Annotated in this window: 16 protein-coding genes and 1 riboswitch; of the genes, 10 read left to right on the plus strand and 6 right to left on the minus strand. The window is 44.7% G+C overall.

What is annotated here, in order from left to right; translation table 11 throughout:
• The first annotated feature begins 20 nt into the window (after positions 1–20).
• The gene (locus tag NB463_RS02135; RefSeq protein WP_258432034.1) at positions 21–2,678 is read left to right on the plus strand and encodes an alpha-amylase family glycosyl hydrolase; all 2,658 of its coding nucleotides are present in this window, start codon (positions 21–23) and stop codon (positions 2,676–2,678) included.
• A 146-nt stretch (positions 2,679–2,824) separates the two neighbouring features.
• Here NB463_RS02135 and NB463_RS02140 read toward each other — a convergent pair whose 3' ends face one another.
• Positions 2,825–3,982, minus strand: a complete 1,158-nt coding sequence (locus NB463_RS02140; protein ID WP_258432033.1) for a D-alanyl-D-alanine carboxypeptidase family protein — start codon at positions 3,980–3,982, stop codon at positions 2,825–2,827.
• A gap of 210 nt (positions 3,983–4,192) precedes the next feature.
• On the opposite strand from NB463_RS02140, the gene NB463_RS02145 reads away from it, so the two are divergent.
• Positions 4,193–5,488 (plus strand): alpha/beta hydrolase, encoded by a 1,296-nt coding sequence (locus NB463_RS02145; protein ID WP_258432032.1) that lies wholly within the window; start codon positions 4,193–4,195, stop codon positions 5,486–5,488.
• A 58-nt stretch (positions 5,489–5,546) separates the two neighbouring features.
• Here the strand turns inward: NB463_RS02145 and NB463_RS02150 are convergent, their stop codons facing one another.
• Complete coding sequence (locus NB463_RS02150) at positions 5,547–6,038, minus strand: GNAT family N-acetyltransferase (protein WP_258432031.1); 492 nt, start codon at positions 6,036–6,038, stop codon at positions 5,547–5,549.
• 323 nt (positions 6,039–6,361) lie between these two features.
• Here NB463_RS02150 and trhO point away from each other — a divergent pair, with 323 nt between their 5' ends.
• Positions 6,362–7,342, plus strand: coding sequence for an oxygen-dependent tRNA uridine(34) hydroxylase TrhO (trhO, locus tag NB463_RS02155; protein ID WP_145472286.1), 981 nt, complete (start codon positions 6,362–6,364; stop codon positions 7,340–7,342).
• A 70-nt stretch (positions 7,343–7,412) separates the two neighbouring features.
• Here trhO and NB463_RS02160 read toward each other — a convergent pair whose 3' ends face one another.
• Positions 7,413–7,718: a DUF6482 family protein gene (locus NB463_RS02160; protein WP_258432029.1), complete on the minus strand. Its 306-nt coding sequence runs from the start codon at positions 7,716–7,718 to the stop codon at positions 7,413–7,415.
• Positions 7,719–7,826: 108 nt separating this feature from the next.
• Here NB463_RS02160 and NB463_RS02165 point away from each other — a divergent pair, with 108 nt between their 5' ends.
• From NB463_RS02165 to gbpA, 3 genes are all read left to right on the plus strand, one after another.
• The gene (locus tag NB463_RS02165) at positions 7,827–9,308 is read left to right on the plus strand and encodes a cryptochrome/deoxyribodipyrimidine photo-lyase family protein (protein ID WP_258432028.1); all 1,482 of its coding nucleotides are present in this window, start codon (positions 7,827–7,829) and stop codon (positions 9,306–9,308) included.
• 80 nt (positions 9,309–9,388) lie between these two features.
• Complete coding sequence (locus NB463_RS02170; protein WP_258432027.1) at positions 9,389–9,889, plus strand: fasciclin domain-containing protein; 501 nt, start codon at positions 9,389–9,391, stop codon at positions 9,887–9,889.
• Between the two features lie 272 nt (positions 9,890–10,161).
• Positions 10,162–10,262, plus strand: a riboswitch (cyclic di-GMP riboswitch).
• Between the two features lie 105 nt (positions 10,263–10,367).
• A complete protein-coding gene (gene gbpA, locus NB463_RS02175) occupies positions 10,368–11,831 on the plus strand; it encodes an N-acetylglucosamine-binding protein GbpA (protein ID WP_258432026.1) in 1,464 nt (487 codons plus the stop codon).
• Positions 11,832–11,884: 53 nt separating this feature from the next.
• Here gbpA and NB463_RS02180 read toward each other — a convergent pair whose 3' ends face one another.
• Both NB463_RS02180 and NB463_RS02185 read right to left on the minus strand, forming a co-directional pair.
• A complete protein-coding gene (locus NB463_RS02180; RefSeq protein WP_258432025.1) occupies positions 11,885–12,757 on the minus strand; it encodes a patatin-like phospholipase family protein in 873 nt (290 codons plus the stop codon).
• Positions 12,758–12,936: 179 nt separating this feature from the next.
• On the minus strand, positions 12,937–13,578 hold the full coding sequence (locus tag NB463_RS02185; protein ID WP_046875716.1) for a MarC family protein: 642 nt from the start codon (positions 13,576–13,578) through the stop codon (positions 12,937–12,939).
• Positions 13,579–13,773: 195 nt separating this feature from the next.
• On the opposite strand from NB463_RS02185, the gene nfsA reads away from it, so the two are divergent.
• Positions 13,774–14,496 (plus strand): oxygen-insensitive NADPH nitroreductase, encoded by a 723-nt coding sequence (gene nfsA / locus NB463_RS02190; RefSeq protein ID WP_006740796.1) that lies wholly within the window; start codon positions 13,774–13,776, stop codon positions 14,494–14,496.
• Positions 14,497–14,560: 64 nt separating this feature from the next.
• On the opposite strand, the gene NB463_RS02195 is transcribed toward nfsA, so the two are convergent.
• Positions 14,561–15,454: a hypothetical protein gene (locus tag NB463_RS02195; RefSeq protein WP_005397797.1), complete on the minus strand. Its 894-nt coding sequence runs from the start codon at positions 15,452–15,454 to the stop codon at positions 14,561–14,563.
• 455 nt (positions 15,455–15,909) lie between these two features.
• On the opposite strand from NB463_RS02195, the gene NB463_RS02200 reads away from it, so the two are divergent.
• The 3 genes from NB463_RS02200 to NB463_RS02210 all read left to right on the plus strand — a co-directional run bounded on the left by NB463_RS02200 (position 15,910) and on the right by NB463_RS02210 (position 19,820).
• Positions 15,910–17,028 (plus strand): polysaccharide export protein, encoded by a 1,119-nt coding sequence (locus NB463_RS02200; protein ID WP_006740798.1) that lies wholly within the window; start codon positions 15,910–15,912, stop codon positions 17,026–17,028.
• A 130-nt stretch (positions 17,029–17,158) separates the two neighbouring features.
• Positions 17,159–17,599 (plus strand): arsenate reductase/protein-tyrosine-phosphatase family protein, encoded by a 441-nt coding sequence (locus NB463_RS02205; protein WP_047009636.1) that lies wholly within the window; start codon positions 17,159–17,161, stop codon positions 17,597–17,599.
• A 55-nt stretch (positions 17,600–17,654) separates the two neighbouring features.
• Positions 17,655–19,820 (plus strand): polysaccharide biosynthesis tyrosine autokinase, encoded by a 2,166-nt coding sequence (locus NB463_RS02210; RefSeq protein ID WP_258432024.1) that lies wholly within the window; start codon positions 17,655–17,657, stop codon positions 19,818–19,820.
• Positions 19,821–20,160 lie beyond the last annotated feature (340 nt).

Genomic DNA, 20,160 nt, shown 5'->3' on the forward strand with positions numbered 1-20,160 from the left:
GCATAACGGAGGCAAAAACTGTGTTTGAAACTCTACCTAACCCAATGAATAAAATAAAAATACTTCCTTTAGCGATCGCTCTTGCTCTTTCTGGCTGTGGAAGCGACGAAACCACACCAATCGATACAGGCAGCCACGTGGCATCTCCTGATTGGCAAGATCAAATTATTTACTTCCTGATGATCGACCTTTTTAACGACGGCGACAGCGCTCTTAATGATCAAGGGCAAAACGAATTCGATCCAACTTCGGATAAAAAATTCAGCGGCGGCGACCTCGTTGGCGTGAGTGATAAGTTAAGCTACATCGAAGATCTCGGTGCCACATCGATCTGGATTACTCCGCCAGTTGCTAACCAATGGTGGGATGCAGAGCAAAACTACGGCGGCTATCACGGGTACTGGGCGCGCGATTTCCAAAAAGTGGATGAACACTTTGGTAACATGGAAAGCTACCAAGCGTTAGCACGCGAAGTGCATGCGCGTAACATGTTCTTAATTCAGGACATCGTGACTAACCATGTAGGCAACTTCTTCACCTACGATGATCCTTACAGTTATGATCCAAGCCTACCTTGCCAAGGTTTCCGTTTGATAAAAAATGCACTACCTGCCGGGCAAGAGCTGCCGTACCCACTCAACATGAACGAGTGTAAAACAGACGGCACAGGTAGTTACCATTGGACGCCAACCATCACCGACCACAACGATCCCGTCCAAGAAAAAACCTGGCAGCTCTCTGATTTAGATGACCTTAATACGTCCAATCCTGAAGTACGCGCTTATCTAAAAGAGAGCTACCGAAAATGGATTCGCGAAGTCGGCGTTGACGGTTTCCGTATCGATACCGTGAAGTTTGTTGAGCACGATTTCTGGAACGACTTCCTGCACGCCGATGATGGTGTGATGACTCAAGCCGTTGATACCGGTCGTGACAACTTCCTCACTTTTGGTGAAGTATTCGAAACATCTACGCCTTACAACACCGAAGGCGAAGAGAAGATGCTGACTTACATCGGTGAAAGTGGTTCGCCGAAACAGCTAACCTCGGTACTGAACTTCCCATTGCAAGCGACCATGACGCGCGTATTTGCATCAGGACAACCGACCGACTATTTACGTTTCCGTCTTGAGAAAATGATGGAGATGTTCCCAAATCCATACATCATGCCGAACTTCATTGATAATCACGACATGCCGCGTTTTCTATCGCAAGGCAGTGTCAACGATATGAAGCAAGCTCTGATCACCATGATGAGCGTACCCGGTATTCCTGTGATTTACCAAGGTACAGAGCAAGCGATGTCAGCAGCGCGTGATGCGATGTTCGCCGGAGGGTACCGTGAAGATGGCAACTACGTAGATTCATTCGACCAAAACAGTGAGATGTACTTGTTTATTCAAGAACTTGCCAAGCTACGCACTGAAAACAAAGTCATGACACGTGGCGAAATGAAAGTGATTGGCAGCGATAAAGCGGGCGCGGGCGTCTTCGCCTTTACTAGAACGTTGGATAACGACGAAGTCTTGGTGGTGATGAACACATCCAACTCGCCGATGTTGATGAACCAACTCGATGTAGAACAAGTTGGCGGCACCGTCTTCCAACAACAAATCATGTCGAACTGGGCAGAAGCTCCAGAACAGTTAATCGCCGATGAAAACGGTCACGTAACCCTTGAGCTTCCAGCCAAGTCTGCAGTGATTTACTCAAAAACAAGCAGCAATCAATCGGTAGATACCCCAAACCTCAACATCCAACTGGCACAGGATTGGGAAGGACAAACCATCACTGACGACATCGTGATTGCTGGTACTGCTAATGCAAACGAGAAATTAAACCTCGTCGTGGACGGTAATCTAGAAACCGCACAAGCCGTTACCGTAAGTGCTGACGGTCAATTTAGCGTGACTTTATCTACCCGTCACTTTGCGATTGGCGAACAGCAACACCGCTTCGCGATTTACTCCACTGAGAAAAAAGCAGGCACTGAAGATGTGAACTTTGTGTCGGACTTAAGCTGGTCGAACACGCCAGACGACACTATTGATGACGCAGGTGATGCGCAAGATGGCATGGGCGGTCCTAACGGTAACTACTCGCTACCAACGGACCCAACGTTCGACAAAGACAACAGCCAACTCGCAATCAACAAAGCCGAGGTGTTTACCGTCGGTAGTAATGTGCGCTTGACCTTCACCATGGACAAGATCACCGATACTTGGCTGCCGCCAAACGGCTTTGACCACGTTGGTTTCACCATCTTCATTGATTTACCGGAAGAAGCAGCAACCAACCTAACGGAACTGCCTAAGATCAACGCTTCTATGCCAAGCGGAACATGGAGTCGCAACGCTGTAGTCTTCGGCTGGCAAAGCTCGATTTACAACACCCAAGGAGCAAACGCGACAACATGGGGCGAAGCCGTAACACCGGCACCAATGGTCACGGTAGACAAAGCCAACAACACCATTTCGATGGACTTCGCGAGTGACGCACTAGGTCGACCTGATTCACTGGATGGCATTCGATTCTATGTGACAACTTGGGACTTGGATGGATTGTCTGCCACTTACCGTCCCCTTGAACAAGACAAAGGTCCTTGGAATTTCTCTGGCGGCGCATCAGATGAAAGCAAGATTTGGGATGACTTACCAATCATCACCTTGTCTGAATAATCACTGAACCCGCAATAAACGCGAAAGCAGAATCGACACGAAAGTCGTCTCAGCTATAAAGAAAAAAAAGCAAAAAGCAGCTCACCTTCGAGCTGCTTTTCTTTGTTTGAAATTCTGAAATCACTATTGCGAAACTCGCCCTTGCGCTAGTTAAACAACGACTTCACCCACAGCACTAAACTGTCCCATAACTTCCCAATCCACGAGCCCTCTTCCACTGCTTGGTTACTCACCAACGGATAGCTCGCCACGGTACTGTCATCGCTTTTCCAAACGACCTTACCAATCTCATCTCCTTGCGCGATCGGCGCAATCAATGGTTCATTTAACACCACACTCTTATCAAGCCCAGCCGTCATTGAACGAGGCAGAGTGAGATAGGCATCTTTAGCGAAGATCGCCTCAACTTGATTGGCATTACCCTTCCAAACGCGAACTTTAGACTCAACTTGGCCCTGCTTAGCAACTTGCTTGGTGTCATAAAAACGAAAACCATAGCTGAGTAGATTCTTCGATTGGCTGATCCGAGCCTGTTTACTTGGCGTGCCCATCACTACCGAAATCAACCGCATTTTCCCTTCTTTGGCGGAGCTCACCAAACTGTATCCCGCATTGCTGGTGTAACCGGTTTTGCCCCCGTCGACGTCAATGGAATTGTCCCACAGTAATTTATTGCGGTTGTACTGCGTAATGTCGTTCCACTTGAAGACTTTCTCACTATATAGCGCATACACAGCGGGAACATCGTTGATGATCGACTGCATGAGTTTTGCCATATCGGTGGGTGAGGTTTGGATGCCTTCACTATCGAGACCATGGGAGTTTACAAAATAGGTGTCTTGCAGTCCTAATTTCTCCGCCCAACCATTCATCAAGGCGACAAAGCCGCGTTCACTGCCAGCAACGTGCTCAGCCAGTGCAACGCACGCGTCATTACCCGATTGGATGATCACACCGCGCATTAAGTTCGCAACACTAATTTCATCTTTCGGTTTGATGAACATTTTAGAAGATCCGGGAAACTTGGCCGACCACGCGTTTTCGCTCACGGTGACAACATCATCCCATTTCAAACGCCCCGCTTTGATTTCTTGTCCAACGACGTAAGCGGTCATCAACTTGGTTAAACTAGCCGGAGCAAGGCCTGCTCGCCCGTTATGCTCGGCAATAATGGCACCGGATTGAAAGTCCATTAATACGTAACCTTTCGCCTTTAATTGAGGTGGGTTGGGCGTAACAACGGCAAAAGTAGGTACGCTTATTAAACAAGTCACAATAATCCATCGAGCCAGTGACACTTTCATCCGACTTCCTCCATGCTCTCACTTTGTCGCAACTCTATTGAGCATAGCTCACTCAACCAGTTGCACCAGTCGCTAATCGTTTCATTTTCTTGAACTTACATTGATTTGACCAAGGTATAGAACTGACGAAGCGATTTGGAAATAGCATTGGTTCTTCACGCCATTCGCAGTAAAGTAGCGCTACCCCTCAATAAGGAAATAAAGATAACAATGAACGCTCAATCATTTATCGACGCAGGATTGCATTACACTCCCCACAGTTTTACCGTTCCTCTGGATTACCAAGACGTGAGTAAAGGCACCATTGAAGTCTTCGCTCGTGCGGTTTGCCGAGTTGGCGATGAAGAATCGACCAAACCTTGGTTGGTTTACTTTCAGGGCGGGCCAGGCTTTCCCTCTCCGCGTCAAAACGGCAATAACGGCTGGGTAAAACGCGCGCTGCAAGAGTACCGAGTTTTGCTTCTCGACCAGCGCGGTACGGGCAACAGCAGCGTAATTAATCATCAGACGCTTGCTCACCTCACGCCAGAGCAACAAGCAGACTACTTAAGCCACTTCCGAGCGGATAACATCGTGCACGACGCGGAGTACATTCGTGAGCAATTTGGCGTCGAAAAATGGGCGATCTTAGGTCAAAGCTTTGGTGGTTTTTGCTCCCTCACCTATTTGTCTTTGTTCCCAGACAGCTTGCTGCAAAGCTACATCACAGGTGGCGTGCCATCAGTCTCGCGTCATACCGACGATGTGTATGAAGCCACCTTCAAACGCACCATGGAGAAAAACCAAGCGTTCTTCCAACAATTTCCAAGTGCGCAACAACTTTGCCAAAACATTGCGAATCACTTGCTGGAAAATGAAGAGTACCTACCAAATGGTCAACGCTTCACGGTGGAACAATTTCAACAAATCGGCATCAACTTTGGTGTGAGTGATACTTTCTTACCAACTTACTATTGGTTAGAAAGCGCGTTGATTGAAGTGAACGGCAAACAACAACTTCGCTATGAGTTCTTGAACGATATGTTGGCGCAACAAAACTTCCAAACCAACCCGATTTACGCCATTTTGCATGAATCGATTTATTGCCAAGGTTTTGCGTCAAATTGGAGTGCACACCGTGTTCGCCAAACCCGACCAGAGTTTAATTATGAACCTGGCAAGCCATTTTACTTTACGGGGGAAATGGTATTCCCATGGATGTTCGATCAATACGTCAACCTCAAGCCACTAAAAGATGCCGCTGAAATATTGGCCGCGAAAGAAGATTGGGCTGCACTGTACGATCAAACACAACTGGCTCAAAACAAAGTGCCTGTCAGTTGCGCCGTTTACGCTGATGATATGTTTGTGGAAATGGATATCAGCCGAGAAACGCTCGCGTTAATCCCAAACTCAAAAGCGTGGATCACTAACGAGTACGAGCACAACGGTTTACGTGCCGACGGTGAGCGCGTTTTAGATAAGTTAATTGCGATGGGGAATCAAACCGCCGCTAATTTGAAATAAATACTATAAAAACGCCTCTTCTAGAGGTAAGAGGCGTTTCATTCCTACCATCTTGTTTTTACGAATCTCTTACGCGCTTGGTCATACGTTTCGTCATCACCCGGTAGCCCATTTTATGATAGAAATCCTCACCTTCATGGTTAAATGACGCCACGGTTAAGCCGATTTCTTCTATTCCTTGAGCACACAAATCACTTTCCATCTTATCCATCAGCGATAAACCTATTCCTAAGTTTCGATGGTTCTCTGCAACAATAAGCTCATTAATAAAACCAACGCGTTTTTCTGGTGAAATCAGCGACTGAACGTTACGAACCGAACCAGAGATAAAGCCGACGACCTTTCTTTGCGAACAAGCAATAAAAGCGCTCACGCTCCCGTCAAAATACTTTTCGAAGGTGCCATATGATTCTCTTAGTTGCGCCAATTCCTTGGGTGGACGATAGAAGTTCGGTTCAGCTTCATAGTGCGATGTATCGAGTTCAACGAGTAATTGTTTGAGCAAGGGAGCATCTTCTTCCCTCAGCCGCCTGATATAAAACTGCTGCATGTCCTTTCCTTGCCAACTGATCCGATTATTATTTTGTAGCTCTTGCGCACAACTTTAATGAAGAGCCGAAGAAGGAATCACAGTACAAATTTAAACCAAAAGTGTCGAGTTCAACTTACCTTGTTCTCTACAATTTATGCTTATAATTTGAACACATAGCGATTTTACCCGCGTGACGCTTTGCCGCATCAAAACACCGCTACATCCTGCCTAGCCATAATATCCGCATAATTTGTCCGTATTTCCGACTAATTTAGTCAGGTATACTTCGTGCCGCTAAAATTTTAAGGTCGTTGACCACCTGTATTTTTAAAGGAAACCTCATGAGTCAGTATGTAGTTTGTGCGCTGTACAAGTTTGTTGAGCTGAATAACTATCAAGAACTACGCGAGCCATTACTTGCGTTGATGGAAAAACACCATATTCGCGGAACATTACTGCTGGCAAGTGAGGGCATCAACGGCACTGTTGCCTCTGATCGTGCAGGTATTGATACGCTACTGGAGTGGCTAAACAACGAGCCTCGTTTGACAGGCACCGTATACAAAGAGTCGTATTCTGAGACCCAGCCATTCAATCGCACCAAAGTAAAATTGAAAAAAGAGATCGTAACATTGGGTGTCGAAGGCATCGACCCTCGCCACGTAGTGGGTACTTACGTGAGACCTCAAGAGTGGAACGATCTTATTGCTGATCCTGAAGTGTTTGTTGTCGATACACGTAATGATTACGAAATCGAGATCGGCACATTCAAAGGCGCTGTAAACCCAAATACTGAAACCTTTCGTGAATTCCCAGACTATGTAAAAGAAAACATGGACCCGGAAAAGCATAAGAAAGTGGCGATGTTCTGTACAGGTGGTATCCGCTGCGAAAAATCAACTGCTTACATGAAAGAACAGGGCTTTGATGAGGTCTACCACTTAGAAGGCGGCATTCTAAAGTACCTTGAAGAGGTACCAGAGGAAGAGAGTATGTGGGAAGGCGATTGTTACGTGTTTGATGGCCGTGTTGCAGTAAACCACCAGCTAGAAAAAGCAGATTACGACTTATGTAACGCTTGTCGCCTACCGATCACAGAAGAAGACAAACAGTCTGATTTGTTCGAGCAAGGCGTGAGCTGCCCGAAATGTCACGGCACGCACTCAGAAGAGCAAATTGCTCGATTCCGCGAACGTGAAAAACAAATTGTTCTTGCAGAACAGCGAGGCGAGCAGCATGTTGGTGGCGAAAGTGCCAAGCAAAGAGAAGCTCGACGTGCCGCTAAGTACGCACAAAAAGAAGCTCAGCGTAAACAAGACTAAGCTCGACTCTAATTCTATTTTAAGCGAGCTGCCGTAAGGTGGCTCGCTTTTACTATGCACCAACACTCTTTCAATACAGTTTTGTATCCCTCACCAAAACCTCTAGTTGATTGTCTCTTTTGCCTTCGGGTAGCCCCACCATCTCGTCATAAGCACTTTTATGTACTAAAACCTGCTTATTTGCTTTGATATTCTTGCACTTCTTTTGCATCTCGATAAGGGAATGAGCCCTCAAAAAGATACCGTTGTCATCAGTGATGAATTGCGCTTTCCCATCAACTACGACAGATGCTTGATACAATGCGAGATCAAGCGAGTGAATGATCAATTTATCTACGTAGCAGAACTTTTCTAACTTACTCAGTGGTATCGACATATCTCACCTCCTTGTGAGCAACCTCTACGTTTTAATGAACAAAACCGATCATTAGGTGAGATCTCTTCGGATCATTTGCGTACAACATCGGAAACAAAGAGGATTCCGATGCAAACAATCAATGTCGTGTGGTTAAAACGAGATTTAAGACTGACTGACCACCAGCCCTTAACACAAGCATTGTCGTCAAAGCACCCAACGGTACTTTTATATATTGTTGAACCGTTGCTGTTAAACAACCCTCACTATTCTGAGCGTCACTGGCGATTTGTTTGGCAATCATTGCAAGACATGAATGAAACGCTCAAAGCCTACGGACATCGCATCACGGTTCTGTTTGGCGATGCCTTAGCATGTTTTCAATCAATTCAAATGCAATATCAAATCAACGCTGTGTTTTCTCATCAGGAAATAGGGCTCAACTGCACCTTTGAGCGCGATAAGCAAATTGCCGACTGGCTGCATGAGCAGAACATCACGTGGTTTGAGTTCGAGCACGGTGCTGTTATTAGAGGAGCAAAAGACCGGCAGGGTTGGGACAAACATTGGGATTTGGTCATGAGAGCCTCCATAAGCCCTCTTGAGCTGCAAACCAACTTGTTGCATTCATTGGATGCAGAATCACTCGGCTGCGCGTTTTCGCCACCTTCATCCTGGCTATCAAAATGCAAAGGAATGCAAACGGGAGGAAGCCAACTCGCTTGGAAAACACTGGAAGATTTTTTCAATCGTCGAGGTCGCGATTATTATCGAAGCATCTCTAATCCTACGGCCTCACGTACAGCCTGTACTCGCCTTTCTCCATACCTCGCTTGGGGTAATATATCCTTGCGTGAAGTTTATCAATACCTATTGAAACACTGGCAAGTAGCTGGGTTTCGTCGCAGCTTAATTGCGTTGTCTTCACGGCTGCATTGGCACTGTCACTTCATCCAAAAATTCGAGTCGGAATACGACATGGAGTTTTACTGTGTTAACCGGGCTTACGAACCGTTGATTAAACAAAGTAGCACTTTCGATGAAGAAAAGTTAGCAGCATGGAAATCTGGATATACAGGCATACCTTTGATCGATGCCTGTATGCGCTGTTTGCATCAGACTGGCTATATAAACTTTCGCATGCGTGCCATGCTGGTTAGTTTTCTCACTCATCACATGAACACGGATTGGCGAACTGGCGTGACGCATTTAGCGCAACTATTCCTCGACTTTGAGCCTGGTATTCATTACCCACAATTCCAAATGCAAGCCGGGGTAACTGGGACCAATACAATCCGGATTTACAACCCGGTTAAGCAAGCCCAAGAACATGACCCTGATGGCGCGTTCATCTATAAATGGGTGCCTGAATTGCAAATGGTCCCCACCCCACTATTGTTCGAGCCCTGGACAATGACACAGATGGAAACCGTCATGTACCACTTGAAACCGGATAGCCGTTACCTAGCGCCTATTGTCGACCTAAATAGCGCAGCTAAAGACGCAAGGGAGCGTCTATGGGCATGGCGGAAACGGGCCGATGTAAAACAAGAAGGCAAACGGATTTTAACGCGACACGTGAGGCAATCGAAAGAAAGCAGGGCTCGTTGATCATCTTTTCATTTAGATGCGTACAAACAAAGACATTCTCTAGGGAAACCGTTGTACCCCCAACTCGTAAGGAACACATTATGTTTAAACGTATCTTGGTTATCACGGCTACATTGATGGCGACTTTATCTTTTATGCTTCCCGTCAAGGCTCATGAGCATGGCATGATGAAGGCTGATATTGTCGACGTTGCCACTGAAAACGGCTCTTTCAATACACTTGTCGCTGCAGTGAAAGCGGCTGATCTAGTCGATACACTCAAAGGAGAAGGCCCATTTACTGTTTTTGCACCAACGGATGACGCTTTTGCAAAACTGCCTGACGGTACAGTCGATATGCTCTTAATGCCGGAAAACAAAGACAAGTTAGTATCCATTTTGACTTATCACGTCGTCCCAGGGAAAGTAATGGCTGCCGATGTTGTTAAGCTGGACAAAGCAACTACGGTTCAGGGGCAAGACGTGATGATTAAAACCATGGGCGACAAAGTCATGGTCAACGATGCAAATGTAATGGCAACCGATGTGAAAGCTAAAAACGGCGTCATTCATGTTATTGATACCGTCATTATGCCTAAATAAAATGATTCAGAGGGCGGTATATTCCGCCCTTTAAACGGTGCTTCTTCTATCCTTAATACTGCCCCTTCCCACCTTCAACCCAACAACTAGCAACCCATTCACTCCAACTATAAAAAACACAAAAACAACATCAAAACCAATACCTTAGAAACAAAACAGCACAATATCAATGAGGTTGGCGTACCGTTACCTTTCAATTTGAGAACATGATTCCATGTCAGTGCCGTTTACTTTTCCACATGTAAATTCTTGAGCTAAATTTTGGCTGCTCAATCACATTTCGGCAAACCATTCGAAAGGGTGGGACGCAAAGCTTCCGGTCTGTCAGCATTCCATCATCAAAAGTAATGCTCATGATAGCGGGGTTGCCATGTTGCAACACTACATTATCCAAAGTAAGGATGCATGCAGCGTTGCTTCGTGCTCAGCATGCGCCGAGGTGTGACATTAATTTGTCAGCCATAACAGAGGACATGTGATGAAATCCTTTCCAACCAAATCCGTACTTGCGTTAGCACTTGCAAGCATTAGCTCAGGTGCAGCGGCTCACGGCTACGTATCAGAAACCAATGATGGTGTCGCTGCAAGTCGCGCGGCACTATGTAAGTATCCAACACCTGATACTAACGAAAAAAATAATAACTGCGGTGCCATTCAATACGAGCCACAAAGTGTTGAAGGTCCTGATGGTTTTCCACAAACAGGGCCTCGCGATGGAAAAATAGCAAGTGCCGAAACCGCTCTAGCTGCCGCTCTTGATGAACAAACTGCCGACCGCTGGGTTAAACGTCCTATTCAATCAGGTACACAGACTTTTGAATGGACATTTACAGCTAACCATGTGACGCGTGACTGGAAATATTACATCACCAAACCTGATTGGAACCCAAATGCCTCACTATCACGCGACTCGTTTGATCTGACTCCTTTCTGTGTAGTCGACGGCAATATGGTTCAACCTCCAAAACAGGTGAGCCATCAATGTAATGTGCCTACGCGAGAGGGGTATCACGTCATTCTGGCGGTATGGGATGTTGGCGACACAGCGGCTTCATTTTATAACGTGATCGATGTGAAATTTGATGGTGACAGTCCAGTCATTCCAGATTGGACGCAAGGCGGTCAAATTATTCCGACGATGGATTTAAATGTTGGAGATTCGGTTTATACACGCGTATTTGATCAGGCGGGTGAAAACATAGCTTATCGAACCGAGCTAGAAATTACCGATGCAGTCATGGGCAAAGCGAAAAATTGGTCTTACGCTCTAGCAACGAAGATCAACCAAGAGCAAACTAAACTGCAAGCTGGACAGTATGCCGAGGATAAATTCACTCCTGTTTATGGTACTAACCCGGTGTACCTGCAAGCTAATAGCGGCCTTGAGCGTGTAGAAATCGGCTACAAGATAGAAACTCCCGCTCCAGAGTACTCACTCACAGTAGATGGCTTAGCAGACGAATATATTATTGAGTCAACACCGACAACGTTGGATCTGACACTCACTGCTGAAGGCGATTTAAACGCAGAACTCACCGTGTACAATCACCACCGTGAGCCACTTGCAAGCTGGGCAGATGAAATGAAAGACGGTTCGGTGGAGGCTGTATCGCTCGCTTTAAGCAAATCAGAGCCTGGTCACCATATGCTCGTGACTCGTATTAAAGACAAAGATGGCAACTTGGTGGATCAGCAAACGCTCGACTTTCACTTAAAAGAAGAGTCAGTAACGCCACCACCATCTGGCGAGTACGATTTTGTCTTTCCTGAAGGGCTATCTAGCTACACGGCGGGCACAAACGTGCTTGCAAGCGACGGTGCCATTTACCAATGTAAACCTTTCCCATACTCTGGTTACTGTGTACAGTGGAAAGAAAGCGCAAACCAATACGAACCAGGAACTGGTTCACACTGGGAAATGGCTTGGGATAAAGTCAACTAAATCGCCCTTTGAACGTTAAGTAAAAAGAGCCTCGCTATGAGGCTCTTTCATTATCAAACGCAAAAATGGCAGTTTTCCCGATCTAACCCATGAACACCTGACAAATTAGCCAAATGAGCCCGCCCTTCAATCAGCCCCATTTCATAACCTTCCAATAGAACGGTTTGTCGCATTGATAAGCGCTGAACAGGAAAATTATCTGGTGGTGCAATCACTCTGACATGCGTTCCCGGTGGAGGGTTACGAATAAATTCCAACGATTGATTGTAGTTATCTGCACGTCTTAACATCGCGTCCGCCATTTTAGGATGTTCGGCAAATAACTTCTTCATCAGCCATGTGGTTTTTACTGGCTTCTTGGCATAATTTAGCGGGTGAGAAAGCACAACGGTTATGTCGCGAGCCCCGCGACGATAAGCCTCACGCACCGGGATAGAATCTGCAACCCCACCATCGGTATAGCAGCCTCCAGAAAAGCAAGGGGTGTGCTTGTATGCAATGGGTAACGCTGTCGTCGCTTCAATCGCATGGTGAAAATTATCACGCGTCACGCGATAATAATCTGCCTGTCCTGTATCTACATTCGTCGTCGCTGCCAGAAAAGGAATACCATTAAACAGTTGATTTTCATCGACGGGATACAAACGATTAGACTCTTCAAACAGCCACTTCACATCAATGAGATCCCCACCTTTAACAAATCGAGTCGGATCAAAAAAGCGTTTACTCGTTGCCAGCTTAGTAATGACATTAATGCTGCGATGCGGATAGTCGGTCAAATAACCAATCAAGTTTGATGCGCCAGCAGATACACCAATGGCAAAATCAAACGGTTTATAACTCTGCTCTAAAAAAGCATCTAGCACTCCGCTTGCGAAGACACCTCGCATCGCGCCACCTTCCACTACAATTGCTTTTGTTGCCATATTTCCCCCATTATTCTTGCCAAAAGAGTAATGAAATTCGTGCAATCAAAACAATTGAATATTCTTATTATTGAAATAGGTGAAGTCTATTTATTTCTTTCTTAGAAAGTGAAAACTAAAGTTCAAAAAATCCACACCAGCTAGAAATGTAGGTGGGGATTTAGACGAGATGGAAACGCCTAAGAGAAAACAGTTTTATAGGCTTCGCCCGCGCCATCAATAAACATTTGAGTACCGATAACCGCTAGGATTAAGCCCATCATTTTCGTCACGACGTTCAGAGCACTCGGTCCAACTGCTTTGACCAATTTGTCTCCAAATAAAAACAGTATATAGGTAATAACACACAACACAGCAAAAGAAACGATGGTAATAATGGTTTGATCAAAACCACCCGCCGTAGCAAAGTTCATCGCGGTAGCAATCGTTCCAGGCCCTGCTAATATCGGCATTGCAAGTGGAGAAACGGCAATGCTCAACGCCGCCTGCTGCTGCGCTGGAGAATACGCTTTCTCTTTAGTTTTCTGATGCGTCGAATCACCTTGAAGCATATTAAAACCGATCAAAAACACCAAGATACCGCCCGTTATTCGCAAGGCGTACAGCGTGATACCAAACAAATCAAAAATTAATTTACCGGCGATCGAAAATATCGCAATGATGACAAATGCAATAAAAACCGAACGAAGCGCCATGGAACGTACGGTTTCTCTATCCTCATCAGCCGTTAAACTCAAAAAGATAGGAATATTGGCGATGGGGTTCATGATCGCAAAGAAGCCCATAAACACCGTGACTGTATGAACGATGAGTTCTTTCATATTTTCCACTGCAGTTAAATTGTTGATTCTAAAAACAGTATATACGCTCTCAAGCAGAACGAGTGATGTATTCTCTATTCATCTTCACACTTATGCGCTAAGCATTGTTTTTCTTTTGAGATAGTTTACCGACTCATCAAATATCGCTAAGGTGAGGCTTCAGCCTTTACATGTAACAGGGGATGTTAAGTCACCATGAACAGTACGATACAAACAATTCTCAATCACCGCTCAATTCGAAAGTTCACCTCGCAACCTATTGAAAGCGAACAATTAGAAACGATTCTACAAGCTGGCCTTGCGGCGTCTTCATCAAGTATGTTGCAAGTCGTCTCAATTATCCGCGTGACCGACAAAGAAAAGCGTACGCTATTGGCACAATATGCGGGGAATCAAGGGTACGTTGAAAGCGCTGCTGAGTTTTTGGTGTTTTGCATTGATTACCAGCGCCACGCAAGTATCAATCCTGATGTGCAAGCTGATTTCACCGAGTTAACACTTATCGGTGCTGTTGATTCTGGCATCATGGCACAAAACTGCTTACTTGCAGCAGAGTCTATGGGACTAGGAGGCGTGTATATTGGTGGCTTACGAAACAATGCTCAAAAAGTCGACGAGTTATTAGGCTTACCTAAAAATACAGCCATTTTATTTGGTATGTGTCTTGGTCATCCAGATCAAGCCCCTGAAGTTAAGCCACGTCTACCTGCTCATGTCGTGGTGCATGAGAATCAATATCAAGACCTAAATTTGGATGATATTCAGGCTTATGACCAAACCATGCAAAACTACTATGCAAACCGTTCGAGCAATCAAAAACAAAGCACTTGGTCACAAGAAGTCACCAGTAAACTAGCTGGCGAATCACGTCCGCACATCCTGCCTTACTTGAACAGTAAAGGACTCACTAAAAGGTGATGACCACAGTACGATAGGATCAAAAAAGGCCTCTGAGAGGCCTTTTAATTATCAGTACAGTTAATTAGTTACCGCCTGAACCACCTGATGGCGGATCAACAGGATCAACTGGTTTGCCTGGCTTCGCATCTGGAATCGGTGGCACTACCGGTTTGAAATCATCTACAGGTTTTCCTGCTTCGATCTCTTTTTCAACCTGGTTAACAACATCTTTAGTATCTTCTTCAGATACCTCTACGTAAATAACCTCACCAGAATCATTTTTAGGGTAATTTGGGTTCTTCTTAATTACCTCTTCAGTTACAGCTTTAGCTGCTACTGAAATTGCTTTCGGAGAAGCCGTAGGGTTCGCTTTAATGACATCTGAAACTACATTCGCTGTAGCAACCAGTTTAGTCGCTAATGCTTTTGTTGCAGCATCACCACTCTCATCTAACTGCTTAACTACACTTTCAGTATTGCGAAGCAAATCATTAACGGAAACGCCCATCGCATTAACATCAAGACCTAAGTCAGCAAACACTTGCTCTGCAACCTCTGGCGTGTAAATTGCACCTTCTTCCAAAGTATCCGTTACTAGAGTAGTAAACGGTGAACCTGTTACAGGTGCATCTGCTTGCGCTAGACCTTTTGGAATTTTGTAATCAGTTGTAATACGTTTACCATTAGATGCATCTACACTCTTATCAGTGTGCTTTAATGTGAAAGTACACTCACTTGGAGCACTAACTACATCTATGTGACTAATGCGCGCATAGCCAACCATACCTTTGTAGTTTGTTGTCAGTTCATCAGCCTTACCTTTTAAATCTCCACCACAGTCGTAAGAGACTTCCATGCCGATAACAGCTGGATCATAAGCCTGTACTGAGTATGTTTTTACCTCAGGATCGCTGTCACTACCACAACCTGCTAGTAGGACTGCAGCCACACTTGCCGTTAAAAGTTTGATTTTCAAAATTAGCTCCAATATTTGTTGTTATATCCGACCGCAACAGGAAGCATAACGGCAGTTGCATATGGTGTAAATAGGATGCATACAACTTTGGCATGAGTTTTTTCACATTCCTGCCTGTTTACATGTGCAAAATCATGCATTCATCTCAATAACGCTAAATAGACATAATTTTGTCATGTATTCGTAAGTATTTTTTAAGTATGTAGTTGCCTTTATTGCAACCAGATGGATAATGGTTGACTATTTTTGTGGGGTAGATTTTTCACCTTCATAAATGAAACTAAGAGCTCTAAGTCGCTAGCAGCCATTTGGAGTGTTTATTACACAAATAATTCTGAATGGACTCGCTTTCTAAAGGCTTAAAACTGCAGTAAATCGTCAACATTGATGAAATGCAGTTCAATTAGAATGAACCAATTTCAGTCGGCAAACTTTCTTTCGGTAGTTATAAACCAATGAACACATTTAATAAATTTTTGGGGATATCAGTACTTCCTATCCTTCTTACAGGGTGTACTCTGCCTGGTAGCCACCTTTCGGTCAGTGACAAAACAGTAATGAGCACTGAATCGAGTGATATAGAATCGCAGGTTACGGTTTATCCTTTAACTTTGGAGCGAGTGACCTCTTTAAATTCAATAGATCCTTTTTCAAAGCCAAATCCAGAGTTAGATATTGAAATCGCCAAGTATGAATACGAAGTAGGACCTGGCGATATCTTAAATATTACTATTTGGGACCACCCAGAGCTCACGATCCCAGCTGGCTCATATCGTAGTTCAGCCGAAGCAGGTAACTGGGTGCATTCGGATGGCACGATCTTCTACCCTTACATTGGCGTTGTACACGTTGAAGGTAAAAACGTTCGCCAAATTCGTGCAGACATTGCCAACCGTCTTGCAAAATACATTGAGAGCCCGCAAGTCGATGTAAGCGTTGCAGCATTTCGCTCTAAAAAGACTTATGTGACTGGCGAAGTGAACAAGCCAGGGCAACAACCAATCACAAACATTCCTCTTACACTTCTTGATGCCGTGAATAGAGCAGGCGGACTGGCAGCCGAAGCCGATTGGCGTAATGCAACACTGACGCGAAACGGTGTGGTTGAAAATGTCTCTTTGTATGCTCTGATGCAACAAGGCGACTTAACTCAAAACCGTCTTCTAAAGCCAGGTGATATTGTTCATATTCCCCGTAACGATGCACAAAAAGTATTTGTTATGGGCGAAGTTAACGATCCAAAACTACTCAAAATTGATCGCAGCGGTATGAGCCTTACTGAAGCTCTAAGTAGCGTTGGTGGTATTAATGAAATCTCCGCCGATGCTACTGGCGTTTTCGTCATCAGACGTTCAAAAGAAGAAGCTAAAATGGCGGACATCTATCAGTTAGATGTTTCTGATGCTTCTGCTTTGGTGATTGGAACAGAGTTTGATCTCAACCCATACGACATAGTCTATGTAACAGCTGCGCCTGTTAGCCGTTGGAACCGCGTTATTGCTCAACTTGTTCCAACCATTTCCGGCTTTAACGAATTAACCGAAGGTGTACTACGAGTACGCACTTGGCCGTAAAAACGACGTGCCGCAAGAAAGTTATCTCTTGCGGCATGCATTCAATAGTTACGTAGCTCAATTGTGCAATATAAAGAAGCAAGCAATTCAGTTGGGATCATAGGCATACAATTTAAAATAGGGTAAGCATTTGTTTTCTAATATTCTTGTCGTCTGTGTAGGTAATATTTGCCGCTCTCCAACAGGAGAGCGGCTTTTGCAGTCTTTACTACCAAACAAACATGTCGCGTCAGCGGGAATCGCGGTGGATAAAAGTCATTTAACAGGAAAAGCTGCTGATGATATGGCAACCACCATCGCGAACGAACATGGCGTAAGCTTAGATGGACACGAAGCACGACAATTAACACCTGAGCTTTGCGCTCAATACGATCTGATATTGGTTATGGAAAAAGGTCATTTAGAAGCCTTAACCAAAGTCGCTCCTGAGGCACGAGGTAAAACGATGCTGTTTGGACAATGGATAAATGAAAAAAACATCCCAGATCCATACAGACAAAGTAGAGAAGCCTTCGAACATGCTTATACGCTTATAGAAAAAGCAGCAAAAGCGTGGTCTCAAAAACTATAAGCCGCAAGGCTAAATAAATAAACGCCAATGGCAAGGTATTTAAGAAGTTAAAGTAATGACAACACAAACTATTAAGCAATCACGTCAAGCCGACGATGAGATCGATTTGGGAAAGTTATTTGGGATCATTCTTGATGCCAAATGGCTCATTCTATGTACCGTAGTCCTATTTTCAATTATAGGCGTCGGCGTTGCCATTCTATCAACACCTATCTACAAAGCTGACGCTCTTATCCAAATTGAAAGTAAGAGCTCCGGTGGTATTTCAGCGATGGTTGGTGATATGGGAGAGCTGTTTTCAGCAGAGTCATCAGCGACAACAGAAATTGAGATCATTAAATCTCGTATGATTTTGGGTGGTACAGTTGATAAGTTCAACTTAACCACGGTCGTCTCTCCGAATTACATGCCTATCATCGGTAAGGGCTTAGCTCGACTGCAAGGCGAACAAATCAGTCTGAGCGTTTCACGATTTAATACCCCTTCTTACGCAGTTGGAATTCCTCTAACTCTCGAAGTTATTGATTCTGAAAAACAGACGTTCAGACTTATAGAAGATGACAATAACGTCATTTTAGAAGGTAAGGTTGGCGAGCTCATTGAAAAGAACGGCTATCAATTCTTAGCTACAGAAATGATAGCGCAAGACGGCGCATCGTTTACCGTGAGTAAAGTCAGCAAATTAGATGCAATCAATGCACTGCAACAAAACTTATCGATTAGCGAACGTGGTAAGCAAACCGGGATTATTTCTTTAAGCTTCTCTGGTGAAGATCGCGCTAAGATTCAAGCTATCTTGAACGATATTAGCCAGAACTACTTCTTGCAAAACGTTCAAAGAAACTCAGCAGAGGCAGAACAAAGTCTCGAGTTCTTGAAAGGCCACCTTCCTGACATCAAAACAAAACTGACCGCTTCTGAAGACGTTTTAAATCGATTCCGTCAAGAAAATGAATCTATCGACTTAGGCCTTGAAGCTCAATCAACGCTGAAAGTGATGGTTGAATTAGAAGCGCAGTTAAATGAGCTGACATTCAAAGAGAGTGAAATCAGCCAGCGCTTTACACAAGATCACCCGGCTTATAAGTCTCTGCTTGATAAACGTGAGACGCTACTCAAAGAGAAAGAGCGTCTTAATAAACAAGTTCAAAAGTTACCGAAAACACAGCGTGAAGTTCTACGCATGACGCGCGATGTAGAAGTAAACCAACAAATCTACATCCAGCTATTGAACAAGGTTCAAGAGCTCAACATCATTAAAGCAGGAACCGTTGGCAACGTTCGAATCTTAGATAACGCTCAATCGTTCTCGAAGCCAATCAAGCCGAAAAAAGCGCTTATCGTTGTGCTAGCAACACTGCTTGGCGGCATGGCAGGCGTGGCTTTCGTATTAATTCGAGCGGCATTCCACCGTGGTGTAGAAACACCAGATCAAATTGAGCAGATTGGTATGCCTGTTTACGCTAGCGTTCCAAAATCTATTCAACAACTGGAATTTGCAAACAAGCTTAAACGAAACAAAGGCAGCAACGATGAGCTAGTCCTTCTTGCTGAAGCTAACCCGGCCGATCTTTCCATCGAGGCCCTGCGTAGTCTTCGTACTAGCCTGCACTTTGCGATGATGGAAGCGAAGAACAATGTTCTTATGATTTCAGGTCCAGCACCATCTATCGGTAAAACGTTCGTATCGACAAACTTTGCAGCCGTCGCTGCGAAAACAGGTCAGAAAGTACTGCTTATCGATGCGGATATGCGTAAAGGTTATTTGCAGCAATGTTTTGGTTTACGTTGGGATAACGGCCTTTCTGATTATTTGAGCGGCAAGACATCCCATAGCAATATTATTAAATCAACATCCATCGACAATCTAGATGTGGTTACTCGTGGCCAAGTACCACCAAACCCGTCAGAGCTTTTGATGCATCCTCGCTTTAAGAGCTTTGTTGACGAAATGTCGGCGCAGTATGATCTTGTGATCATCGATACGCCGCCTGTACTCGCGGTTACCGACCCAAGCATTGTTGGTGCAATCGCAGGAACAACACTGATGGTAGCTCGTTTTGATCAAACGACTTTGAAGGAAATTGAAGTCGCACAAGGCCGCTTTGAACAATCCGGCGTGGAAGTAAAAGGCGTGATTCTAAACGCCGTAGAGAAGAAAGCGTCAAACTCATACGGATATGGTTACGGTTACTATAACTACGCTTACAAGAGCGAGTAATTAATATCTACATGTATTACAAAGCCCTGCTAGACCTAGCAGGGCTTTTTTATTACTGGATCCTGTAATGCATATCTACTAGAAAACGGATGGTCTTTAACATCTACATAGGCATTGGCTGTCAAACTATTCAGCACTTCTTTAATGGGGCTGATATTTTGTGATGCGGTTCTCTCATGAATAGTTGCATGATGGATTGTGAAACCCTACTATCAGTCTGCTCACGCCTAAAGCCCCCAACACTCGCGGAAAGAACTTGGTTCACGGCAACTCTTCCACCCTGCTCTGTATAGCAGGAACAATCTGTTTTTACCTTCTTTTTAGCTTCTATTTAGGCGAG

Origin of the sequence: Vibrio sp. RM-41-2B (assembly GCF_024744415.1) — a bacterium.
Classification (GTDB): domain Bacteria; phylum Pseudomonadota; class Gammaproteobacteria; order Enterobacterales; family Vibrionaceae; genus Vibrio; species Vibrio diabolicus.